Raw genomic sequence first — 20,855 nt, 5'->3', positions numbered from 1 at the left:
AACCTCGTTAAATAAAAGGATCAAATCATGGGTTTGAAACCAGGGCCAAAACCAATAGCCAAGTCGACCGGCAAACCAGATCAACGTAGACGTGACAACAAAAAAACTCCAGGAAACACTCCGGGCTTAAAGCCGAGCAAATCCTCGACCAAGTAACGCCCCAATATCGAGTCAGAGTAAGCGGTACTGACTCTGTTGCTAAAATTTTGCCCCACTATGAGTTTCGCTTAGTTGCAGTCGCTGGAACGACAGCCCAAGTTTGCACTAGCTGTTCTAATCTGAAAGTAGCTACGATTCTTACCAATCAGTTATGTATTTTCAATAAATATGGTTAGGTAATTAGGGCAAAACGCAAGTCTTGCCCCACTACTTTTTTAATGTCGTTGAATCAGCTTTTAGGCATTGCCATCAGCAAGAAACCTGTTAAAACGCGACTTTCCGAACCAATGGATTCGACCGATTTCTCCACTAACTCCCTACAGTGTTCCTTTTTCAGTTTTAGCTTGCCAACTGCAAGTGCGCCCGCGAACTCAAGGGCTGCATAACCAAACGGATACTTGTGTCTAGTAAAAACCTTGTAAAGAAATTCTTTCATCAGTCCACTTAAGTGGTGATCGGACGAATAATCCAACTCTGATGGTAGGCTCGCGCGAAGGATGCAGGCTTGCAAAATATCATCATTAAATCTCAAGAAGTTCTCTGGGGAAATAATTACGGATTGATAGTTTGTTGGCCTTAAACACTTTTCAGGATCTGCGTGTTCTCGTGCTGTTTGTAATACAGCGGCAATGGTTAGCAGCGTAGCACTCTGAGTAATACGGTCAATTCTGTCATCAAACTTGTCATCAAAAAATACGAAACCTTCGGTCAGTTTTAGTGATTCGCCATTAGCATTGGGTAGCAGGCTAGCACTAGCTTGACCAATACAATGAGATAGTGCTTCGTAACATTTCTCTGCATCATCGGGCGTAATTGTGTCCAATGGTGATGTGCTTTCATTATCCGCTTTTGCAGCTAATTGTGCTAACTCGTCCCATGATTTTTGGATGTTATCTGGTCCCAATGGCAATACTTTCCAAACTGAAAAGTTATAAAATCTTGGTGTTGCATTGCGTACGAGGAATTGCTCAAGCTTTTTCCAAGATTCCATGCTTTGGGGTAGACCAACGCCTATTAAAAAGTGTCTTGGAATGGTTTTGCTTTCATATTCCCTAAGGTCTCGACTAATTTGTCTCAATTTTCCACCGTCACCTGAAAATGCCGTGACGACTATAACTCCAGTTGCGTCTTGTAAATCTTCTTTATTTATATTCGGCCATTCCAATAACGATGGAGATTTTCCATTACCGCGACTGTTTTTAATAAAGTCCGAGGCTTTTTGAGCCAAAATTTTAGATGCACCGTCATCACTGAATATCACAGTATCAATAGACGAGGATAGAGACCACTTTAACTCTTCTTCCAACCATTTATTGAACTTGTTACTGGCGTGTAGATTTTCTGGCTTGAGGCTTAGTAATGGATTTTTATTAATTATATCAATGGGTTGATTGATTTGGTTGATGCCTGATATGCAGAAATCTATGAGGATATCCGGAAGGTGTTTAGGCTTGTGGGGGATACCCACGGTCACTTGTTTAGGGGGTTTAGCCTTATATGAGAAATGTTCACCTACTAACTCTATATCAGTTTCATTACCATCAACATTACTTACTCCTTGTAACAATGGTGTTGAAGACAGGTTAATAAGCACATGTGATATGGAAGGTCTTACTTCTACATCAATCAAGGTAACGATTTTGTTTTTGCAGAAGTTTCTATTGACTAGATCTCTAGCCATTCCCCCTGAAGTAGATGCTGAAATCACCACAAGGTAGTCGTCTATGGGTAAATTAAGCTTCTGTAAAAAATCGTAGGAATGGTAGCTTTCGATATTAGCTCTACAACCGGCAGTTAAAGCAGCTTCTTTTACAATAGAGTAAATACCCATGGTATCTATATAGATTGTTTTAATTTTGAGCCAATCTACATTTTCCACTAAGGTTCGTAATCCGTTAGCGACGAATTGTAATTCAGTTTCAGTGGCAGCTATATCTCTCGACTGTATAAACATTTTACTGATGCGGCCAGAGGGGTGTTTGAATGTGTGTCCTGCGGGCGCAATATGCAGAACATTATTGCGCTCAGCAAGCTTACGCAGACCTGTTGAATAAAAATTAGTCACATCCTTTGCCTGAAGTGGCAAAGAGTTGGATGAGCTAGTATAACCTTCATGTATTTTAAAAATGCCATCACTAATATCAATAAAATAAAGGGCTTTGGTGAAGCACACGTTGTTTTTCGACAAACGATCCAAAAAACTGTCTCGTAAATCTTCATTTTTCCAATGTTTAAGGCAGTCATTGATTTTGCCGGAAGGTACGTAAATAACGATGCCATCGGGAAGAGTATCACTATTTTTTAACGCTTTTTCTAAAGCTGGATAAAAGCTAGATGGCTCTTGCCAAGCTCCGTCTCCAAGGTAAGCGCACAGAATGTCAAACTTTTGATCATCAAGATCTTTTTCTGCGTTAAAGCAAAGTACGTTGTCCACTATCTTTCCTTAAGGGAACCAAAATCGATACCACTGTTCCTGAAGTGGACCCAAGACTTTTGTTCGTCCAGTTGTCAAAATTCATTAAATATTGGTTTTGCTGCTGTTTCGCGGCTTCTACAGATTGCTCTTGCGTCCAAAATCCATGCTTGTCTCTGTCAAAGCAATTGAATAAACACTGGTTCCCAGACCGAATTCTTATCAATCCCCCTACTTTACTTAGCTGATTTAAAATCGTAGGGTAGCCGTTGCCTGCGCCACTTTCAGATTTAGTAGAGAAATTTTTTCCAATACACTTTATCAGAGCGTCTTTCTCGGAGGCTACGTCAATGCTTGTTCCAAAGGCCCTTCCTACCAACCCCGGGCCGGTATCAAAAAAGCTCACTTCCATACAACGCAGCGTTTTCTTGGTTCCGTCGACACTCGTTACAACATTGTCGTTCCAATACTTACTTAGTCTTGGATGCCCCATAAAGTCTTTTTTATATGTCTCGCTTGATTGGTCTTTCCATGAAGCAATCATCCCCTCTACATGTTCAATGTAAGGTCTACCGTGCTCGTCTCTAAGGGCATGTTCTTGCGTATTTTTGAAAAGCTCGCAACCAAAAATACCAAAGGCTTCAATTAGGTCGCCCTCTAAATGGTTGAACTCTCGCTGATTAATTTGTTTAAAAATAGCCACCATAGTTTTTGTCATTAGTGAACTATCTCTTACCGCTTGGCTATTTTTGTTTGAAAACAGAGGAGACAAATACTGTCTTTCCGCACCGCTGATACAACATAAGTCGATCGAACGTCCACGAACTATTGCTGCATAGTGCTGATTATCGGATGCAATCATTTTGTCTTTTGCTGGCAAAAGAGCTTTTCGCCTAGAGATAACCTCATTGTTTATGTTAATTGATTTATTTAATCTCACCGACGTCAAGCCCGGTGCGTAACTACACAGCTCTTGCAAAACAATTTCAGTATTAGGTGAGTTCTGCAACACCAAGACTTTTTCAGCAGAATTACGAGCAATAGAGACGAGAGCCTGTAATCTAGCTGCATCTTTTAAGGCTCCGTGTCTTTTTGATATAGCCTCTGAAGAAAGTTTTACCGTCTCACGACGCTCTGCTTTCTTAATGACGTTCTCCATGTCATCTATCGACTCTAAAGGAGACTCTTTCAGTCGTTCCATTTAATTGTTCCAAACAATTTATCTATCCCCATTGTCACCGTATTCCACTTCCCTTTCAGTGAGATAACTCAAAACTCCAGACTTCAAATATTAGTTGTCCAGAACCTTCACAGTGGGCACTGTCTAACAAGAAAGTGCCCCAAAACAATTCAGAGCAAAAGATCTTGCTCAGTTCGAACCTAGTAATTTCCCCTATCAAAAGTTATCCGAAGGAGTTTGGGCACCAGCATTTTTCTGAAATCATCAGGCATCATACAATCTAATCTCTGTTAACTTTCATTAACCTATTGATTACACGTTGATGTGGTATTAAAAAGGTTACATGATAGGAATATGAAAGGCGGCTAAAATCCGCATAGAAAGCGTTATGCAATTTGAGGACTTCGTTTGAAAGTAGGTATAGAGACAGTTCACGAGTTACGTGAAAAATTAAAATTTGAGCGGCAACGAGTTACTCAAAGTTATCACCCTTATGATTTCTTCAACTTTGTGGTCACTGCATGGCACTTGCACCACGACTGGATTAAAAACGATAAACAAAATCGGCCTAACTTGTTTTATAAAAAAGTTAATCAAGCGCCGCCACAAATGAAGGAACTAGTTAATGCTACGCGCGATCTAGCAAATGGTTCGAAACATTTTCGATTGGACAAACCTAGCGATGAAAAAAAGGTTGTTACAGAGGTCCACAAACCAGAAATTAGGGATCATTTTACTTACGTGTTTGGACCTCAGCCTGGAATTTCAGTAGCGAACGCATATTACACTATTGGAGAGTTGGTCGATATTCTCGATGAGTATTTTGAATGGTTGTTTGATGATCTTATTCCAGCTGATAGCTTTCCAGATAAATTGCAAAAAATGCTTATGGCTAGGGTGCTCTAAAAATTTGCATAACAAATTGTTCAAGAGTGATTCGGCACGCGTGGCATTTTTACTATGGGTTGTTTTTAGTGGTCAAGGTGGCATGCGGGATCTTCGGTATTGCGCGCCTCACACCTTAACAAGGCTACATGGTTCATTGGAGGATTAGCAGATTGAAAAGAGATATGGCTTTAATCAGAAGATTACTTCTTTCTATTGAGAAGCATCCTGACCGAATTTCTGGCTTTAATTTTGAAAACTATAAGCCAGAGGACATAAATTATCATGTTGCTTTGTTAATTGATGCCGGATTATTGGAAGTGTCGGTGGACAACAAAGTTTGAAACTCGAACAATAAAGATTAGAACTATGACAATAAAGTACGAAACTTTTCGGTGCCATTTGTCGTAGTTTGCCTTCTTCTCTGAGACGATTTTGCCCCATTGTTTGTTATCACTGAAGTTAATTAACTTCTTTTGGATGAAAGTTTCCCCTACCTTTAGTTATCCGAGCGAGCGTCGTCGTGAGCTTTTTAAAATTATGTGTCATTTTGCAATCTAATATCCATTCCCTCTCATTAACCTATTGATTATAAATCCGCTTTGTAATGTCGATTTGACCTCAATTATATTATGAATCATTATTAATCTTGGCACTTATCTCACTAAATTTAAATAAATTGGTCTACAACGTCGGCTTATGCAGTAGTACTAACCTACACTTTTAGTATTTGTCATGTTGGTTGTACGGAACCTTTATCTAGCGGAAGGAGAAAGTATGTTCTCTGTGAGTAAATCCTCACCACGGATACTTTTAGTTGATGACGACGCAGATCAGATTACTTTACTGCATCAAGTACTTAAAACAATTGGGCAAGTCTTTTTCGAACAAAGAAGCGTTGATGCTCTAAAGCAGGCCATTGCTGTTAAACCCGACATTATACTTCTTGATATTCAAATGCCGGGAATGAATGGTTATGAAGTATTGGCTCTGTTAAAAAATCACAGCGAGACAGCTTTAATTCCTGTAATTTTCATTACTGCCAATGATTCAGTTGAAGAGCAACTTCATTGTTTACGCGACGGAGCTGTGGATTTTATCGCTAAACCGCTACAACCGCCTGTTGTAGCGGCTAGGGTTCGTACACAACTGATGCTTAGAAATCGTGAGCAGCGTTTAGTTGAAGTATTTCGCCACGCTAGAATAACGTTAGACTCTATTGGTGACGCCGTGATAACAACGGACAAAGAATGCCAAGTTACGTATTTAAACCCCGCCGCTGAGCTGCTCATAGGGATGTCGATGTCTGATGCAGAAGGATTAGCGATTGAGGATGTCATGCCTTTAAGGATCGGAAACGACGGCCCCTCTCATATAAATCCACTTAGACTGGCCATTTCTGAAAATAGAGTGGTGGGCATGGCTCTTAATTGTCAAATGCGATGTCAAAATGGCCGCTGGATACCAGTAGAAGATAGTGCCGCCCCTTTACTTTCTGAATATGGGGAAGTAATCGGTGGCGTGATCGTTTTTGATAATATTAGTGAATCGAAGGCGATGGCATTAAAAATGTCTCATACCCTTCAACATGATCAACTTACAAACCTCCCAAATCGTTTTTTATTGATGGAGCACCTTGCGAACGAAATTGAAAAGGCTCAGCGCTTGGAGCGAGAGCTAGGGTTAATAGTGCTCGACATCAATGGGTTCAAACTCATTAATGAAGAGTTTGGGTTCGAATATGGCGATATATTATTAAAGAAAATTGCCCAGTGTTTAAAAAGTCAAGTACACAATGACGGGATGGTCAGTCGGCACAATGCTGACGAGTTTATGATTCTGGTTCCCGAACTCTGTAATCCCACGGAGTTATCAAATTTTGCTTTGTCCATTAAGGAAACTGTCCAACAGTTTGCAAAACGACATCCGGAATTAAATAATTTCTCAATCAGTATGGGTTTGAGCGTATTTCCTGAAGATGCCACTGATGCACAGTCGTTAATATTACATTCAGACGCGGCCTTACATCGAGCAAAAGTCGACGCGATTCATGATGGAGTTTGTTTCTATTCTGAAGAGATGGAATCTCACAATATTGCTCGACGTGAACATTATTCTCAGATTAAACAGGCAATTAACCTCAAACGAGTGGTCGCACTTTATCAACCGATGATTGATGCGAATACCGGGAAAGTCACGGCGGTCGAGGCTTTGATGAGAATTTCCGATGAGAATGGGCGTTTAATTCCACCTGTTGAATTTATCTCTTTAGCGGAAGAAACGAGGCTCATTATTCCTTTGGGAGAGCAAATGATCCATTTGGCTTTAGCTCAGCTCAAACAATGGCAACAAAGTCAGGTTCGTCTACATATGGCATTAAATATATCACCGGTTCAATTTTTAGACCCCCACTTTCTTCCGTTCTTATTGCATGCCATTGAAGAGCACGGCGTTCATCCCTCTCAGATAGAGCTTGAAGTGACAGAAAGCCTGATGCTTGATAATTTGCAACATGTCTCTCGTGATATGGAACAGCTCAGACAACTGGGCATCACCATATCCATAGATGATTTTGGTACGGGATATTCGTGCTTAAGTTACCTGAAATCGCTACCAGTGGATGTACTTAAAATTGACCGCTCTTTTGTAAATCAACTGACCGAAGACAATCCTGATGAGTCTTTAGTCAGAACGATTGCTCAATTAGCCAAAGACACGGGACTAAAATGTGTCGCTGAAGGCGTTGAAAATTCCTTTCAAGTTGCGCGGTTACGTGCTTTTGGTGTGGCATCACTTCAAGGTTACCATTTTTCTCGTCCTGTACGTTATACAGACATTAAACTGGAATACTCCTTATGAAGGTATCGTTGCCAAAAGCTGTCACTTCGGTTTTAGCTTGGCTTCCCTTGTTGGCTGGTTCATTGCTGACGGCGTTGGTCTCTGTCTTACTGCATGTTCAGGATCAGGAAGAAGATAAAGCTCATATAAAGCTTCTGGCGACACAAGCCGAGTCGTTGATTCAAGAGCGTTTTGGTTTTTACGAATATGGACTGAGGGCCGCTCGTGGGGCCATTGTTACCACTGGCCCAGAATTTATTACTCGAAAGCAATTTGAAAATTACATTGGTACTCGTGATATACCGCATGAGTTTCCTGGATCGCTCGGTTTTGGCTTTATACGAAAGGTTTCGGTTGAACAGGAGGCACGTTTTATACAAAAAGCTCGACGTGATGGCATGCCGCACTTTTCTATCCGTTTTTTGACGTCGCATAATGAGGACCGGTTTGTTATCGAATACATCTATCCGATTGAACCTAACAAGCAGGCAGTTGGATTGGATATCGGCTCTGAAACGAATCGCCGAAGGGCTGCGCTGGCTTCAGCAAGAGAGAATAGACCGTACCTCACAGAGCCGATTACGTTAGTTCAAGCCGATAAAAAGGCCCGCCGTGGCGTTCTGATTATGCTGCCTATTTTTCCAAGTGATCTCCACTTATCTTCACCACAGGAAAGAGAGGATAATGTTATTGGTTGGTCTTATGCCCCTTTAATTGTTGATGATGTGCTCGAGGGCTTACCTAAAGTTTTCGAACAGGCGCAAATTCAACTGCGTAACCAAAGAGAGCCAACGCCTTTTTATACCAGCGCTCATGATGCTGTTCAGCTTCATACAGAAGATAAATTGGAGCGTGTCATTGATGTGATGGGGCAGAAGTGGATGTTAGAGCTTACCCCCAATGACAAAGCATACTTATCCCATCGCTGGGATATAGCTTGGGTTTTGACCATCGGTATCGGAATGACGTTTCTTCTGGTGTTGGGTGTCAATCTACTCATTACCCACTCAGAGCACGAATTTGGAGAAAACGATGAAGGCTACCAGCGGGCTCAACGGTTTTTATTGTTTGCTCAAAGCCCTATTGTAAAAAAAACATGGCCGCCTGCGATTGCGACGCTGTTCGTTCTATTTCTATTAATGAGCTGGTTGCTGCTAAAAGGGCAAAAAACAGAGATTGCCAATCAGCTCACTCGCACAAACCAAGACGCTCTTATGTATATAAGTTCTGTGGCAGAGCGATACGAGCGTGACACGCTGTTTTTAGCCAATACTCCCCCCATTAAAGCCATGCTACAAATGCAAAATGCGAAGGCTGATAATGTGGAAGGTGCTTTAGATGAACAATGGTTAGAGCGTCTGGAAGATATTTTTAAAGCGTATATGTTGACGTCAGACGAGGTATATCAAGTACGACTCCTTACTGAAAAAGGCCGTTGGAAGGAGCAGGTTAAGCTACAACGCGAAGGGGCGACTCTGCTCCCCTTTGATGGATTATCTTTGCAGGAGAAAAGCTCCGAGCCATATATCTTGCAAACGATGAGTGTTGAGACAAATCAAGTGTATTTGTCCGATATTAATCTCAACAGAGAGTTCGGCTTTATTGAAAACCCCCACAAACCAGTTTGGCGATTTTCAACACCTTTGTATTTTGAGGATGGCACACCGTTTGGTTTAATTATTATTAACGTCAATGCGGCAGAAGTATTAAACAATCTCACGCAAGACAACATAGCGGGTATCGATACTTACATAACCAATAGAGATAATGAGTACATAGCCCATCCGGATGACAGTAAGCCATTTTCGTTTGAATATGGTGGCTCGGCTCAATGGCATTCTGAATTTAGTTCAGACACATCGTCACTCCTAGCGATATCTGGAGTCCATGAATATGAAAGCACTAGTGGTGTCATTTGGGCGGTGAAATCTCAGTTTCAATTGGGTGACGCTTCAGAGTCAAGATACTTAACCATTTATAACACAAGAAGTCATCTTCCCTTTATCATTGGTTTCTCCTGGCAGTTACTCACGTTGTTGCTTACGATATTGTTTTTAGCGACCGTAGCTATCAGTATTCAATACTGGCTTTGGTTAAGCGCTTTGACTGAACAAAAAGAAAGATGGAATCATCAGTTACGGCAGCAACAAACCAAAGAACTGTCAAGATTTAAAGCCCTAATAGAGTCTTCACCTGAAGCGACACTGATAGTTGATCAGTTGGGCATTATCAAAATGGTCAATGCGGAAGCTGAGAAAGTGTTCGATGTACCAAGAAACCAACTCGAACATCACTCCGTGGATAAACTCATTCCGCCAGAATTAAGAGAAGCGCATCGTACATATTTATTGAGCTATATGCGTAACCCTAAACATCGTCGAATGGCACCTTCGCAAAATCTTGTTGCATTGAAAGGTAATGGCGAAGAGTTTCCTGTAGAAATTAGTTTGAGTGCCGTTTCTATGGAAGATGAGTTGTTGGTCTCCGTTTCTTTGCGAGATATCACCGAAAGGCTGAAAGCTGAACAGAAACTCACGAAAGCGTTGCGTGACGCTGAAAATGCAACCCGAGCGAAAAGCGCATTCTTAGCCAACACCAGTCACGAAATTCGAACACCACTTAACGCTATTATTGGACTAACGCATTTAATGTCCAATGAGACACTGACAAATTCACAACGTGTATTGATAGATAAAATCAGCCTTTCAGGAAAATCTTTGCTTGGAATAGTGAACGATGTGCTGGATTTATCAAAAATTGAAGCGAATGAGATGTCGTTGGAGTTATTACCAATTGAACTTCCAAACTTTGTGGATGAAGTCAGCAGCGTATTTATCATTCAAGCAGAGCAGAAAAAGCTCGATTTTTCGTTAACTTTGTCTCCTGATTTGCCGAGCTGGGTTGAAGGCGATGCCATGCGATTGAAGCAAATCCTCGTCAATTTACTGGGGAATGCGCTCAAATTTACTGACATGGGTCAGATTGGTTTACATGTCGAACCCATTTCTGCGTCAGCCCCAGAGGAGGCGCCTAAAACCACAATTCGTTTTTCTGTCAGTGACACGGGTGTCGGCATTTCAGAGCAACGTTTATCGCAACTTTTTAAACCTTTTTCTCAGGCAGATGTGAGTACAACAAGACGCTTTGGTGGAACTGGCTTGGGGTTATCAATAGTTAATCAGCTTGTCGCGTTAATGGGCGGAGAAATTGCCGTTAACAGTGTCGAGGGAGAAGGCTCTGTCTTTTGGGTCGATATTCCTTTTCCTGTCCTTTCAGCAGAAAGCATAGAAATTGCGCAATCGCAGAATCAACAAATGCTCTATCTCATCGTTGCCGAAGATGACGAGGAGGACGCCAAGCACATCATGTCTTTGACACGCGCTCTTGGATGGCGAGCAGAATTAGTCACTGATGGCCAAGCGCTGGTTGCACTTTTTATAGCAAGACAAGAGCAAGGACTGCGTTTACCTGATGCATTAATCGTCGATTGGAAAATGCCGATTTTAGATGGTTTAGCGGCGATAGAGTCGTTATCACAACAGTTTAGTAAAGAAAAATTGCCAGCCGTATTAATGGCAACGGCTTATGAAAAAGCACAAATTAAACTTTTAGATTCTAAGCATCTGGTTGACACAATATTGCAGAAACCTGTTTGTGCTTCCACGTTGTTTAACGCCGTCAATGATACGGTCTGTCGTCTAACGGGGAACATCGAGCGGGTGTTAAACGCCACGACGACCGAGAAAATACACGCTAAGTGGTTAACGGATGTGAGAATATTGGTGGTTGACGATAGTGATACGAATTTAGAAGTGGCTACATATCTTCTTACTCGAGCAGGGGCGGACGTTGAGTGCGCAAGCAGTGGTCATATTGCCATTAGCAAATTAGAAGAGAATCCATCTTACTATGACGCCATTTTAATGGATGTTCAAATGCCCGTAATGGATGGTTTAGAGGCGACGCGTTACATTCGAAAAAACCTACAATTGACGTCCATTCCAATTATTGCATTAACCGCAGGGGCACTCGTTGAAGAGCGTAAACGTGCTCTAGATGCGGGGATGAATGATTTTCTCACAAAACCTATCAACCCAACGCAGCTCATCAGTGTATTACGAACTCAAGTATCTCAATATTTGGGGAAAAATATTGACGTTGAGGAAATTAACCTCCCCTCAAAACCGCAAGATGATTGGCCATCTATCGATGGGCTAGATATCTCGCAGGCAAAAGCGCTTTTAATGAACAATAAGGAACTGTTCTTTAATACTCTTGAGCATCTTTTAGAAGATAATGAGAATCTCATGCTGGATGATTCTTTCGATACGTCTATTCTGGATAATCCAGAAACGAGACTTCGTCTCGCTTCTCAAGTCCACAAATTGCGCAGCTCCGCTGGCATGGTTGGTGCTCAGCACCTTCATACTCTGGCATCCTCTGCGGAAAATATTTTGCGAGAGCCAGATTCACAAGCGGAAGTGGCTGTTCATGAGTTGTCGTCGGAGCTTAAGAAGTTGAAGGTTAACGTTAAAGATGCAATGGTAGTATGGAAAACGAGTACGGAGATGCCTATCGACCCTGCGGCGTCTAATGAGGTGGTTTCTTTAGACTTAGCCAATCAGTTATTGAAAATGTTCGATGAGCAAGACTTAAACGCGTTAACTTTAGTCGAAGAGCAAAAAGAATACTTACTCAATCTGCTGGGTAAAGATACGTTGAGCTTGTTGCTAGAGGCGACCAAACGTTTGAATTTCAAGCAAGCAAGTGAGGTTTTAATGCCTTTTGTTGTTCGTGCAAGGGGAAATAATGAGTCATCGAATGAATGAAAGCAATCCTGAGATACTTATCGTTGATGACGATAGTTCAGTTGTGATTACTTTACATCAAGTGTTGCAAGATTTTGGTCGGATTCGATTTGCAGCAACGGGGGCACAAGCACTCGATATGATTAAAGAGAATCGACCAGATTTAATCCTATTGGATGTCGAACTTCCCGATACCAATGGTATTGAATTGTGCCTGATGTTAAAAGAAAACACGCTGACATCCGATATCCCAGTCCTCTTTATCACCAGCAATATTGAAACCGGGTTTGAAGAAAAAGTTTTCGATGCAGGCGCCTCTGATTATATTGTTAAACCATTAAAGCCGCGGGTCGTTGCGGCGAGGGTTCAGACGCACCTGGCTTACCATAAAGCGTTGATTAAGTTAAGTAAGCTTGCCCATACCGACAGTTTATCGGGATTAGCGAATAGGTTGGCATTCGATGAACAGTTGGACATCGAGTTTAGGCGTGCCCGCAGGCAACGCGAACCTCTAACGATTGTCATGATTGATATTGATGAGTTTAAAAAATATAACGACCACTTTGGGCATGTGGCAGGTGATGATTGTATAAGACTCATTGGTCGAGAGTTAAATACAATAACGAAGCGTCCGGCCGATGTCGTAGCCCGCTATGGTGGTGAGGAGTTTGCATTGTTGTTACCAAACACAGAGCAAAATGGAGCACATACGCTTATCAACCATCTAATGACAGCCATCACTGATTTATCCATCCAACACGCACCACAGGCTATTTATCCCATTGTTACTGTGTCGATTGGTTTCACCACACTAGAACCGTTGTCTTGCAATATGGATTCATTTTCAGCCACAGATATTGTCGAGATAGCAGATCAAGCACTTTATCAATCAAAGGATGAAGGTCGTAATCGAGTTACTTACGGGAAAATTAACGTCTAATCAAGAGTTCGAAATGATGTGGTTTGGACCCTGACCGCAAAACACATGTCAAGAGTCATTTGCCATACTAGAAGTAATGTACCGTCTCCCCTTCGGAGGGGTAACCCTAACGCATTTTTGTCCAAAAGCGAGTTTCAAACTTTGTTGTCACACTTTCGTTGGATAGCCACATTGATTGAGTCTAAGTGTCGATCTTTATTGTCAGTATTGGGTTCTTTTAGCCACGATAGTAACGCACTTCGGAAATAGAAAAGTTTCAAACTTTAATGTCCTCCGACAGGAAGGTGATTACGTTAGAAGTCACTCCTCCTCATCGATGGCTCCTGCAAGGTTTGTTATAACTAGTATGACTTGGGCTGGGCATGAATTTTTAGATAACTTGCGCCAAGAAGATGTATGGAATGTTATCAAAACTAAGTTCAAGGACGATAGTGTGGCAACTGTTATAGCAGTTGCAAAAGATTTGGCTGCGAATTTTGCTAAGAAAAAGCTTAAAGGTCTTATGGATGAAAATGAACCATAACAAACGCTTTAAGACGGATTCGCAACGCGTGGCATTTGTAGTTTACGGTAAGTGTAGTGATTTAGGTGGCGTGCAGAAAGAGCGGTTTCAAGAGCAAAATTACAAGCTCGATCTTCAGCTAAGAAAATTGAAACCACCTCTATGAATCACACACATAAGCCTAACGTTTAAGGTTTCAAGATACTTTTTCTAATCCACATCTCGCGCGTTAGAACCCATACTCTAACGTGCTTTTGTCCAAAAACGAGTTACAGCTTCACCATAATCGGTTTGATGTATGTGAAAATGCGAGCCGGTGCACCATCACCGGCCCGACTGCTTTCTAACTACTTGCGTCGGCCAAACGGCCAGCGTCTCATGTTGTCGATTTGATCAACCGTTTTCGTCACGTCCTTGTAGGCACGCCCGGCCAGCTTGTTTTGGAATACTTCCATTTTATCGGCAATGGTTGTCATCTTAGGGCTGTGTCCAGTGCTGTGTAGCCACTGTCCTAAAAAATAGAAGGCCAGCATCACAATGAACATCACTGCGAAGAAACCAAATACCTCCGCAAGGTTTTGAGGTGGAAAGTTAAACTCCATAATCAGTAATCCTTATCTAGTTCGGCCGAACGGCCTTTATTGACAAAGCTAGCAACCTCTTCATTGCGTTCCTGGGCATACGAAACGTAGTCCTCAACGTCGAAGGTGTGCTTTTCCGGGTCACGCTCTTGCCACTCAGCGTGTGCTTGGCGAGCTTCTTCCTGGTCATCACTGGATAGGTCATCAAAGCCGCTGGTTTGACTCGTCCAGCCAGTAACGACACCGCCTAAGTTGTCGTTGTCAAATGCAGGAGAAGCGCCGTCAGTCACCCTCCTTATCATCTTCCTCGTCCCCTTTCATGTTGTTTCGTACTGAGCTGGCTAAACGACCTCCAGCGGTTTGGCTTATACGCTCCCCGGCCATATCTCCCACTCCCTTAATCAAATTAGCGCCAGTATCCGCTGCAACGCGGCCCGCTTTTGCAACACTATCCTTAAAGCCGCCAGAGGATTCGCCATTACTAGAAGATTGGTCGGAAGCTTGGGAGAAGGAGCCAGCCTCGTCAGAGTCACCGCTACCGCTAAATGCACTGCTAAGGCTCGACATAACGTCAGTATTGTTCGCTACGTTCTCACCTGCTTTTGTAAATGCAGCCTGAATAGCAGACGCACCGCCGGCGGTAGCCATTGCTGCACCAGCAGCCATACCACCAGTGGCAACAGTCGCTCCGGCCACCGCCCCAGCACTTATGCTGCCAGCACCCGCCGCCGCGCCACCTCCGGGAACTAGGCTAGCAACCACATTGGGAACAGAGTGAATAAGCATTACGAGAACCAGTGAAACGACAAAGATCACCAGCAGTTCACGCATAGGAGCATCATTGGATAGCTCAGCATAAAAACCGTCCATTATCGACATGGCGATGCCAATGAGCAAAGTCATTGTCATCAACTTCAAAGCGACACCCAATACGCTTTTGAAGTAGTTGATTGCTATATCTGAAGTCCAACGCGAACCACCAAACCCCAGCACGAAAACACCGGCATATATCAATATCCAAGCAGTTACCAAGGCCAACAACACATTAGCCGCCACAACCGCCATACATGCCAAAATTGCTAGCGTGATTAAGAAAAGAGACAAGTTATCTATAGGGCTTGTGATGCTGTAATACTCACCTGCTTTAACAATAATGTCGAAAGCAATGCTGATAGGCTCTGAGGGGGTTAGGTCTCTCGGAAGGCCACCGGCTTGAGCACCGATCGTTCTCAACGAGTCGATGATTGACGTCGCAAAGTCTGGGCCGTTTCTGAGTAACCAGAGGAAAAAACCAAACGTCAGGATAAAGCGCATAAACTCGGCAAAGAACTCCCTTATATCCGCTTGTTTAAGGATCAAAGTACCGCCAGTCCAAACAAGAGATATAGTACCCAGCGTCCAAAACAGCCACACGGCATGGTTTGTAATTACCGTGCTCCAAGTAGCACTAGCGGTCATGAAGCGCACGGCTACCTCATCCAAGACACCATTAGGCTCAATGGCCGCCGACGCAGTTTGCGAGGTCAGTAACACAGCTAGTAGCATCACAAGTCGAATGAATATCTTGCTCATAATTAGAACCCCTTATTCTTGGAGCGTTCCGTGCGTTCGCCCATATCCCAAAGACAGTTCCCTTCTTCCCTCAGATCTTTCGTCAGGTTCGGGTTATTACAGTTGATCGTTGTAGGCTTTGGCCCTCCATCCTCACCACACCCTACCAGAACGAAAGATGCCAACACGCTGACGATAAAAACTCGAATGATATTCTGCATGATTAGAACCCCCTATTTTTTGAACGGTCGGTAGGCTCTCCCATATCAAATAACCTTTCACGGGACGCTTGATATTGAGCTTCGCGGTCGGCTTCCGCCTGCATTCGAGAACCAACAGCATTCTGCTGAGCAATTAACAAACTACGGATTTGAAGGAGTTGGTTGACCTGGTTACTAGCGAGCTGGTTGGCATAGCCAATAGCAGCTAACTGACCATCTGCTCCCTGAGCTGCTGACTGTAATCGGTGCAGCTGACGAGCGTCAGCCTGCAAGTTTTTATGCTGTAGCTTCAAGCCTTCAAAGAGAGCATCGTTGGCTGTTTTCTGGGATTCGGACGCCAAGCGACGGTTTTCTTCCATCTTCGCTTGTTCTGCAGGCGTACAACCTCCAGATCCATTGAAGCAAGGTGAACTGCGGTAGTAGGCCACATCCTGGAATTTGCTTAGGTAAGCATCAAGGCTACCAAGCTGGTTTTGATAATAAGCAAGCGTATTGGTGGCATGAGTTAAATCATCAATCGTCGATTGTGCCTGGTCCCAAATATAAGCCACTGGGGCCATAGTGTTTTGCAACTGGTTTTCATACTGCTGCAACTGAGTTTGGTACTGTTGGATCTGTTTGGCTGTTTGAGTGACAGACTCCATTGCTGACATAATATTTTGTGTCAGGTTCGTTCCATCAACAACCGGAATCCCAGCTACTACCGGTATGGGAGAGATAAATGCTAATGAAATAGCGGCCGTAGTTATTTTAGCCGCTAAAATACGTACGTTGTTCATAATTGAGTGCCCTTAGTATTGTCGTGACTAAGTTGCACCCACCAACCTGTATCGGCCCAAAATCTATAGATATGAGCCTTTACCCCTACTGAAAATCAGCGGTGAATGTGGACCTCTACAAAGATAGGTTGTCACTTTCTATCCTGGCGTCCGACCTGCGCGACACCTTAAAAACGCGCGGCCTCAGATCTTTGAAACATAGGTGTCATTCCCCTTAAAGCTGGTTAGGAGTTCCAAGGGTTAAAGTCGATAATTAGAGACCTCGTAGAGCAGGATACCGTTGAGCCCGAAGGTGCGAATAAGTAGTGAGTGAAATAGGAACCATCAACTTGTTGGTGGGCCTACTTCACCTATCTTGCCCGCACCTCAGCACTGTTTATCCATGTTTTGCTATCTGTATATTTCTGCAAAGACGATGAATCTTGTCTGTATTTGTATGTATATGTCTGAAATCACATGGGAAAGGCTTGTAATATTATTTCGATTCCAAATATCTCCCGCCCCTCAAATGTCAATAAATGTTGAAACGCCAAGAAGGTGAAACATTAAAACAGCTATTTTTCAATAACTTAAAAATCCACCAATGCCGTTCAAATCCATTCTATTGACAGTTTCAGACATGTATAAATCAGCTTAACAGTTCGGTATTTTATAGACTGTATTATTCCAATTTCGATACTCAAACTGCTCAGTCTTTACCAAATTATCCACTGTATTTTTCTCTTAACTACAGGTTAATTTTTTATATAGGTAAACCTACAGGAAAGTACTATAGGAGGTTCCACAACCATCTGTTATTAAAAAACTTTTTGGCCTTTCTCGGGACAGAACATGCGCACTCCGGGACAAAACATGCGTAAACTGGGACAAAACATGCGCAAAACTCCCCCTTTAAAGCGGGACAAAACATGCGTGGATAACTTTCTAATTTCCCAGACTTACTAACACCTAAAACGATGGTGTATACAGTTCCATTACGCTTCAATATCCCGTTCAATCTGTCGTTTTGTCCGTCGAGGTACTTGAGGAGCACTTGGCTTCAAAAGTAATCCTTTTTCGGTTGGAGTAGCATCTAGTTCTGGCCATGCCTGTTGTACCTTTTTAAGTCCACCATTGAACCGTCGTTTAAAGTCTTTGACATTGGCGTAATTCGCTCCCAATTGCCCCATCAAACCTAACCAAGGAATAATTGTGGCTCGCTTTAAATAACTCACCCGATAAGTCGCCCAACAATATATATCTACGGCCATCGGAGAACGCTTAATCAACCGCAGAACTCTCATATCCAAAGGGACAGGTTTATCTGTAATAAGTTGAAAAAACTTAGGCGATAGTTCCACCCAAGATGCTCCTAATGAATCTTGATCGGATTGCTTTGTACTCCACCAAATATGGGAAATATCAGCGACCCTGGCTCCTGTTTCATCTTCACAAATATATCCACTTTCATCATTTAGTTCTGTATAACTGACACTGATCGTAGTTTTGAACAACCGCCGCATTTGGTCCCTAAAGGGGTCTATTGGCCCATTTTCTCCCCCACTTGAACGCACCCCTAGTTTTTTCATAAAACCTCTTTGAGAATCTCCCAGTTCAAGCCTGCGTGCTTCCTGTTCAGTGATAAAGCCATTGTCCAGTTTTGACTTATTTCTCACTGCTTGTGTACTTACCCAAACCAAGAGATAGCGTGCATAACAACCGAAAGGCAAACCTACAGATGATGGTGCCATCATGTGGATGGTGAAATTACCATTCTTCCGGCTCCACTCATTCGATTTTGGATTGCTGTGCGGCATGGTTGCTTGAATCAGAAGTCGAGCAATAAATCCGAGTTCATTGGCCTCCTGAGCACTGCATTCTTGAATCTCTATGATGGAGTCTACGTAGCTCGATCTCACTTCAACTTTTGTTTTACGGTGCACTACTGGAACATTTTTTTTCTTATTTGATACAAGGAACTCTGTATCCATAAAATCTTCAAACGACATATTGATTACTGACTACCAAAAAAAGCCCGGTCTAGCTGCTTTGAATGCAGACCTGCGTTTTTCTTCTATCCAGTTCTCAACCTCTGAAAGATCCCAAGCCACACTGCGGCTAGTAAGTACTATTCGTCGAGGGAACTCTCCCCGTTGCTCCATGTTGTAAATAGTCCGATCAGACAAAGGAATCATCTTGAGTAGTGTCTTGCGATTAATAAGGGTTTTATGTGCCAGATCCTGCATGTCTTTGCCTCCTCCTAGTTACTGAGACCTGACTATGCCAATATTTTTTAAACTCCGGATTGGACGTTTTGGCAGATTAAGTTGAGCCTTCATTTATTTTCATATTGATAAAGGACCAGCTACCAATAAATGCAACTAGTTGCTAATATGTTCATCACGTAATCATTAGTAACATGGCACTGCAGTACGGGGGACGGGAGTGGCAGATGGAATATGCTGAAATCGAAAAGGAAGCAAGTGATCGCTTAGACGCATACTATATTTCTGTCTGGGAGGATTGTGACGCCTTTGTTGCAGATGGCATACGAGAGTTTAGAGAGCGCTGGGCACACTACACAGTACATTCAAAAAGAAAAGACCCTAGAAGCCATTTAAAGGGGAGTAAAGCTCACCACAAACTAGAAACCGATAAGCGCCCTATTGGAGAGCTCATCTTAGAAGTTATCGACCCTAAGGTGTCAGAGTTCCTTCGATCTCTTCCTATGAGTCATTTTTGCTACTTTCCAAACCCCTACCTGAATATTGATCGTTCACCCTTGCCACGTTCAAAAAACAAGTCGGCTTTGACAGAAAAGGCAGATCGTATTGTATCTATTAAATATGCATCAAAATTAAAAGAAGATACTCCGATAACCAATCTAATTATGATGATGGGGTTCCAAAATGCTCATGACGTGATCAAACAGCGCTTGAGGCACTTTATGAACCTTGAACATCAATATCGGCCTATAGATTTTAAGTTTCAAGGAACTGTAGACAATCTACTCGAGCTTTTATGGCAACTTCACCTTACGCCCACACGATTTCGGCAACATAGCGCAGATACAAAACTCAATGCGCAACGAAAACAAACCTACTGCGAGCTGTGTGGCCAAAGAAATGAACTCGCAGAATATTTCTATAAGTTAGATAACAATATATTAGACCCTGAGGATGAAGTAGAAAGCCACAACGAACAACACCAGGATAATAAGAAAAAAAGGCAACTTAGCCACCGGTATTGCCCTCATCATAAACCGAAGAATAAAGATGGTCGCACTTGGAACTCCGTATATAGGAGTGCTATGAAATCAAAGAGCCAATTTGAGAAAGAATGTCGACGATTACGGCTTCACGTTTTCAAAGTCGAAAAGCTTAAAGATGTTTCAGGAGATGAACTAGTTGATCTTTATTTTTATCACTTCCTCCAGGATAAGTCCTTAACGCAAAAGCAAGCTGACGCATTTTTCCATTATATCAGGGATAATTTCGAGTACCCGATAGAGCTAAAAGGCGAGACAGAAAGGCTCATTAACGAAGCGGCTGTGCGCTTGACTGGAGCTGGTACAACTCTTGGAGCAGATGACGAAGGAGCTTTGCGTAATATAGCCCGAAGAATGGTCGATTCAAGACTTACTGACAATAAGAAAAGAATGCTCGCTCTGAGAAAGCAAGGCCTTAATCAGAAAGAAATTGCTCAAAAGCTAACTAAACTTGGTGGTAAAAAAATAACTCACCAAGCGGTGTCTAAAGCTTTGGGAACAATTCGTGACGAGTTTCTCTTACCCAGCCCCCAAATCTAACAGAATTTTAGCGGCTAAAATTTGATTTAGAAAGACTAAATTCATGGAGATAAATAAAAGTAGAACATAGCTCAAACGGAAACCAAAACTAGTCTTAATATATAACAGCTTCTCTTTTGGATAGTGCATTCATGTGTACTAATTCAGACCTGATCTGACAGTTACCCACTTTTCGACTCGGTGCCTGTCAGATTATATCTGGGCTAGATTC

At 42.6% G+C, this 20,855-nt stretch carries 16 protein-coding genes; 7 read left to right on the top strand and 9 right to left on the bottom strand.

What is annotated here, in order from left to right; genetic code table 11:
• Positions 1 to 388 precede the first annotated feature (388 nt).
• Together R7F07_RS18455 and R7F07_RS18450 are read right to left on the bottom strand one after the other, a co-directional pair.
• Positions 389 to 2,593, bottom strand: a complete 2,205-nt coding sequence (locus R7F07_RS18455; RefSeq protein ID WP_213916095.1) for a hypothetical protein — start codon at positions 2,591 to 2,593, stop codon at positions 389 to 391.
• Entirely contained in the window at positions 2,571 to 3,773 is a 1,203-nt protein-coding gene (locus R7F07_RS18450) for a hypothetical protein (RefSeq protein WP_055453245.1), read from the bottom strand. Before R7F07_RS18450 ends, R7F07_RS18455 begins: the two co-directional genes overlap by 23 nt.
• Before the next feature lie 387 nt (positions 3,774 to 4,160).
• Here R7F07_RS18450 and R7F07_RS18445 point away from each other — a divergent pair, with 387 nt between their 5' ends.
• The 6 genes from R7F07_RS18445 to R7F07_RS18420 all read left to right on the top strand — a co-directional run bounded on the left by R7F07_RS18445 (position 4,161) and on the right by R7F07_RS18420 (position 13,746).
• Complete coding sequence (locus tag R7F07_RS18445; protein ID WP_213916096.1) at positions 4,161 to 4,658, top strand: hypothetical protein; 498 nt, start codon at positions 4,161 to 4,163, stop codon at positions 4,656 to 4,658.
• 152 nt (positions 4,659 to 4,810) lie between these two features.
• Positions 4,811 to 4,981, top strand: a complete 171-nt coding sequence (locus tag R7F07_RS18440) for a DUF2513 domain-containing protein (RefSeq protein WP_213916098.1) — start codon at positions 4,811 to 4,813, stop codon at positions 4,979 to 4,981.
• A gap of 433 nt (positions 4,982 to 5,414) precedes the next feature.
• On the top strand, positions 5,415 to 7,496 hold the full coding sequence (locus R7F07_RS18435) for an EAL domain-containing protein (RefSeq protein ID WP_213916099.1): 2,082 nt from the start codon (positions 5,415 to 5,417) through the stop codon (positions 7,494 to 7,496).
• Positions 7,493 to 12,304: a CHASE domain-containing protein gene (locus R7F07_RS18430; RefSeq protein ID WP_140278691.1), complete on the top strand. Its 4,812-nt coding sequence runs from the start codon at positions 7,493 to 7,495 to the stop codon at positions 12,302 to 12,304. Before R7F07_RS18435 ends, R7F07_RS18430 begins: the two co-directional genes overlap by 4 nt.
• Positions 12,285 to 13,223, top strand: a complete 939-nt coding sequence (locus R7F07_RS18425; protein WP_250156009.1) for a diguanylate cyclase — start codon at positions 12,285 to 12,287, stop codon at positions 13,221 to 13,223. The genes R7F07_RS18430 and R7F07_RS18425 overlap by 20 nt, the downstream gene beginning before the upstream one ends.
• 175 nt (positions 13,224 to 13,398) lie before the next feature.
• Positions 13,399 to 13,746, top strand: a complete 348-nt coding sequence (locus R7F07_RS18420; RefSeq protein ID WP_213916100.1) for a DUF2513 domain-containing protein — start codon at positions 13,399 to 13,401, stop codon at positions 13,744 to 13,746.
• A 326-nt stretch (positions 13,747 to 14,072) separates the two neighbouring features.
• On the opposite strand, the gene R7F07_RS18415 is transcribed toward R7F07_RS18420, so the two are convergent.
• From R7F07_RS18415 to R7F07_RS18385, 7 genes are all read right to left on the bottom strand, one after another.
• Positions 14,073 to 14,327, bottom strand: coding sequence for a hypothetical protein (locus R7F07_RS18415; RefSeq protein WP_213916101.1), 255 nt, complete (start codon positions 14,325 to 14,327; stop codon positions 14,073 to 14,075).
• Positions 14,328 to 14,329: 2 nt separating this feature from the next.
• Positions 14,330 to 14,608, bottom strand: coding sequence for a conjugal transfer protein TrbL (locus tag R7F07_RS18410; protein WP_250156010.1), 279 nt, complete (start codon positions 14,606 to 14,608; stop codon positions 14,330 to 14,332).
• On the bottom strand, positions 14,589 to 15,878 hold the full coding sequence (gene trbL, locus R7F07_RS18405; RefSeq protein WP_250156011.1) for a P-type conjugative transfer protein TrbL: 1,290 nt from the start codon (positions 15,876 to 15,878) through the stop codon (positions 14,589 to 14,591). Before trbL ends, R7F07_RS18410 begins: the two co-directional genes overlap by 20 nt.
• 2 nt (positions 15,879 to 15,880) lie before the next feature.
• Positions 15,881 to 16,078: a hypothetical protein gene (locus R7F07_RS18400; RefSeq protein ID WP_318110547.1), complete on the bottom strand. Its 198-nt coding sequence runs from the start codon at positions 16,076 to 16,078 to the stop codon at positions 15,881 to 15,883.
• A gap of 2 nt (positions 16,079 to 16,080) precedes the next feature.
• Positions 16,081 to 16,857, bottom strand: coding sequence for a P-type conjugative transfer protein TrbJ (trbJ, locus tag R7F07_RS18395; protein ID WP_104974445.1), 777 nt, complete (start codon positions 16,855 to 16,857; stop codon positions 16,081 to 16,083).
• A 974-nt stretch (positions 16,858 to 17,831) separates the two neighbouring features.
• A complete protein-coding gene (locus R7F07_RS18390; RefSeq protein ID WP_104974446.1) occupies positions 17,832 to 18,845 on the bottom strand; it encodes a replication protein RepA in 1,014 nt (337 codons plus the stop codon).
• A 12-nt stretch (positions 18,846 to 18,857) separates the two neighbouring features.
• On the bottom strand, positions 18,858 to 19,082 hold the full coding sequence (locus R7F07_RS18385; protein WP_025622075.1) for a helix-turn-helix transcriptional regulator: 225 nt from the start codon (positions 19,080 to 19,082) through the stop codon (positions 18,858 to 18,860).
• Between the two features lie 206 nt (positions 19,083 to 19,288).
• Here R7F07_RS18385 and R7F07_RS18380 point away from each other — a divergent pair, with 206 nt between their 5' ends.
• Entirely contained in the window at positions 19,289 to 20,644 is a 1,356-nt protein-coding gene (locus R7F07_RS18380; RefSeq protein WP_213916102.1) for a hypothetical protein, read from the top strand.
• Positions 20,645 to 20,855 lie beyond the last annotated feature (211 nt).

It is taken from the genome of Vibrio sp. YT-16 (assembly GCF_033337405.1).
Taxonomy (GTDB): domain Bacteria; phylum Pseudomonadota; class Gammaproteobacteria; order Enterobacterales; family Vibrionaceae; genus Vibrio; species Vibrio alginolyticus.
This window is presented reverse-complemented; position numbering and strand designations above follow the sequence as displayed.

What these genes read in the sequence shown, in the direction of transcription:
- trbJ (WP_104974445.1), bottom strand. Translation starts at nt 16,857, where the DNA reads ATGAACAACGTACGTATTTTAGCGGCTAAAATAACTACGGCCGCTATT.
- trbL (WP_250156011.1), bottom strand. Translation starts at nt 15,878, where the DNA reads ATGAGCAAGATATTCATTCGACTTGTGATGCTACTAGCTGTGTTACTG.
- R7F07_RS18430 (WP_140278691.1), top strand. Translation starts at nt 7,493, where the DNA reads ATGAAGGTATCGTTGCCAAAAGCTGTCACTTCGGTTTTAGCTTGGCTT.
- R7F07_RS18415 (WP_213916101.1), bottom strand. Translation starts at nt 14,327, where the DNA reads ATGGAGTTTAACTTTCCACCTCAAAACCTTGCGGAGGTATTTGGTTTC.
- R7F07_RS18400 (WP_318110547.1), bottom strand. Translation starts at nt 16,078, where the DNA reads ATGCAGAATATCATTCGAGTTTTTATCGTCAGCGTGTTGGCATCTTTC.
- R7F07_RS18450 (WP_055453245.1), bottom strand. Translation starts at nt 3,773, where the DNA reads ATGGAACGACTGAAAGAGTCTCCTTTAGAGTCGATAGATGACATGGAG.
- R7F07_RS18390 (WP_104974446.1), bottom strand. Translation starts at nt 18,845, where the DNA reads ATGTCGTTTGAAGATTTTATGGATACAGAGTTCCTTGTATCAAATAAG.
- R7F07_RS18435 (WP_213916099.1), top strand. Translation starts at nt 5,415, where the DNA reads ATGTTCTCTGTGAGTAAATCCTCACCACGGATACTTTTAGTTGATGAC.
- R7F07_RS18385 (WP_025622075.1), bottom strand. Translation starts at nt 19,082, where the DNA reads ATGCAGGATCTGGCACATAAAACCCTTATTAATCGCAAGACACTACTC.
- R7F07_RS18410 (WP_250156010.1), bottom strand. Translation starts at nt 14,608, where the DNA reads ATGATAAGGAGGGTGACTGACGGCGCTTCTCCTGCATTTGACAACGAC.
- R7F07_RS18380 (WP_213916102.1), top strand. Translation starts at nt 19,289, where the DNA reads ATGGAATATGCTGAAATCGAAAAGGAAGCAAGTGATCGCTTAGACGCA.
- R7F07_RS18425 (WP_250156009.1), top strand. Translation starts at nt 12,285, where the DNA reads ATGAGTCATCGAATGAATGAAAGCAATCCTGAGATACTTATCGTTGAT.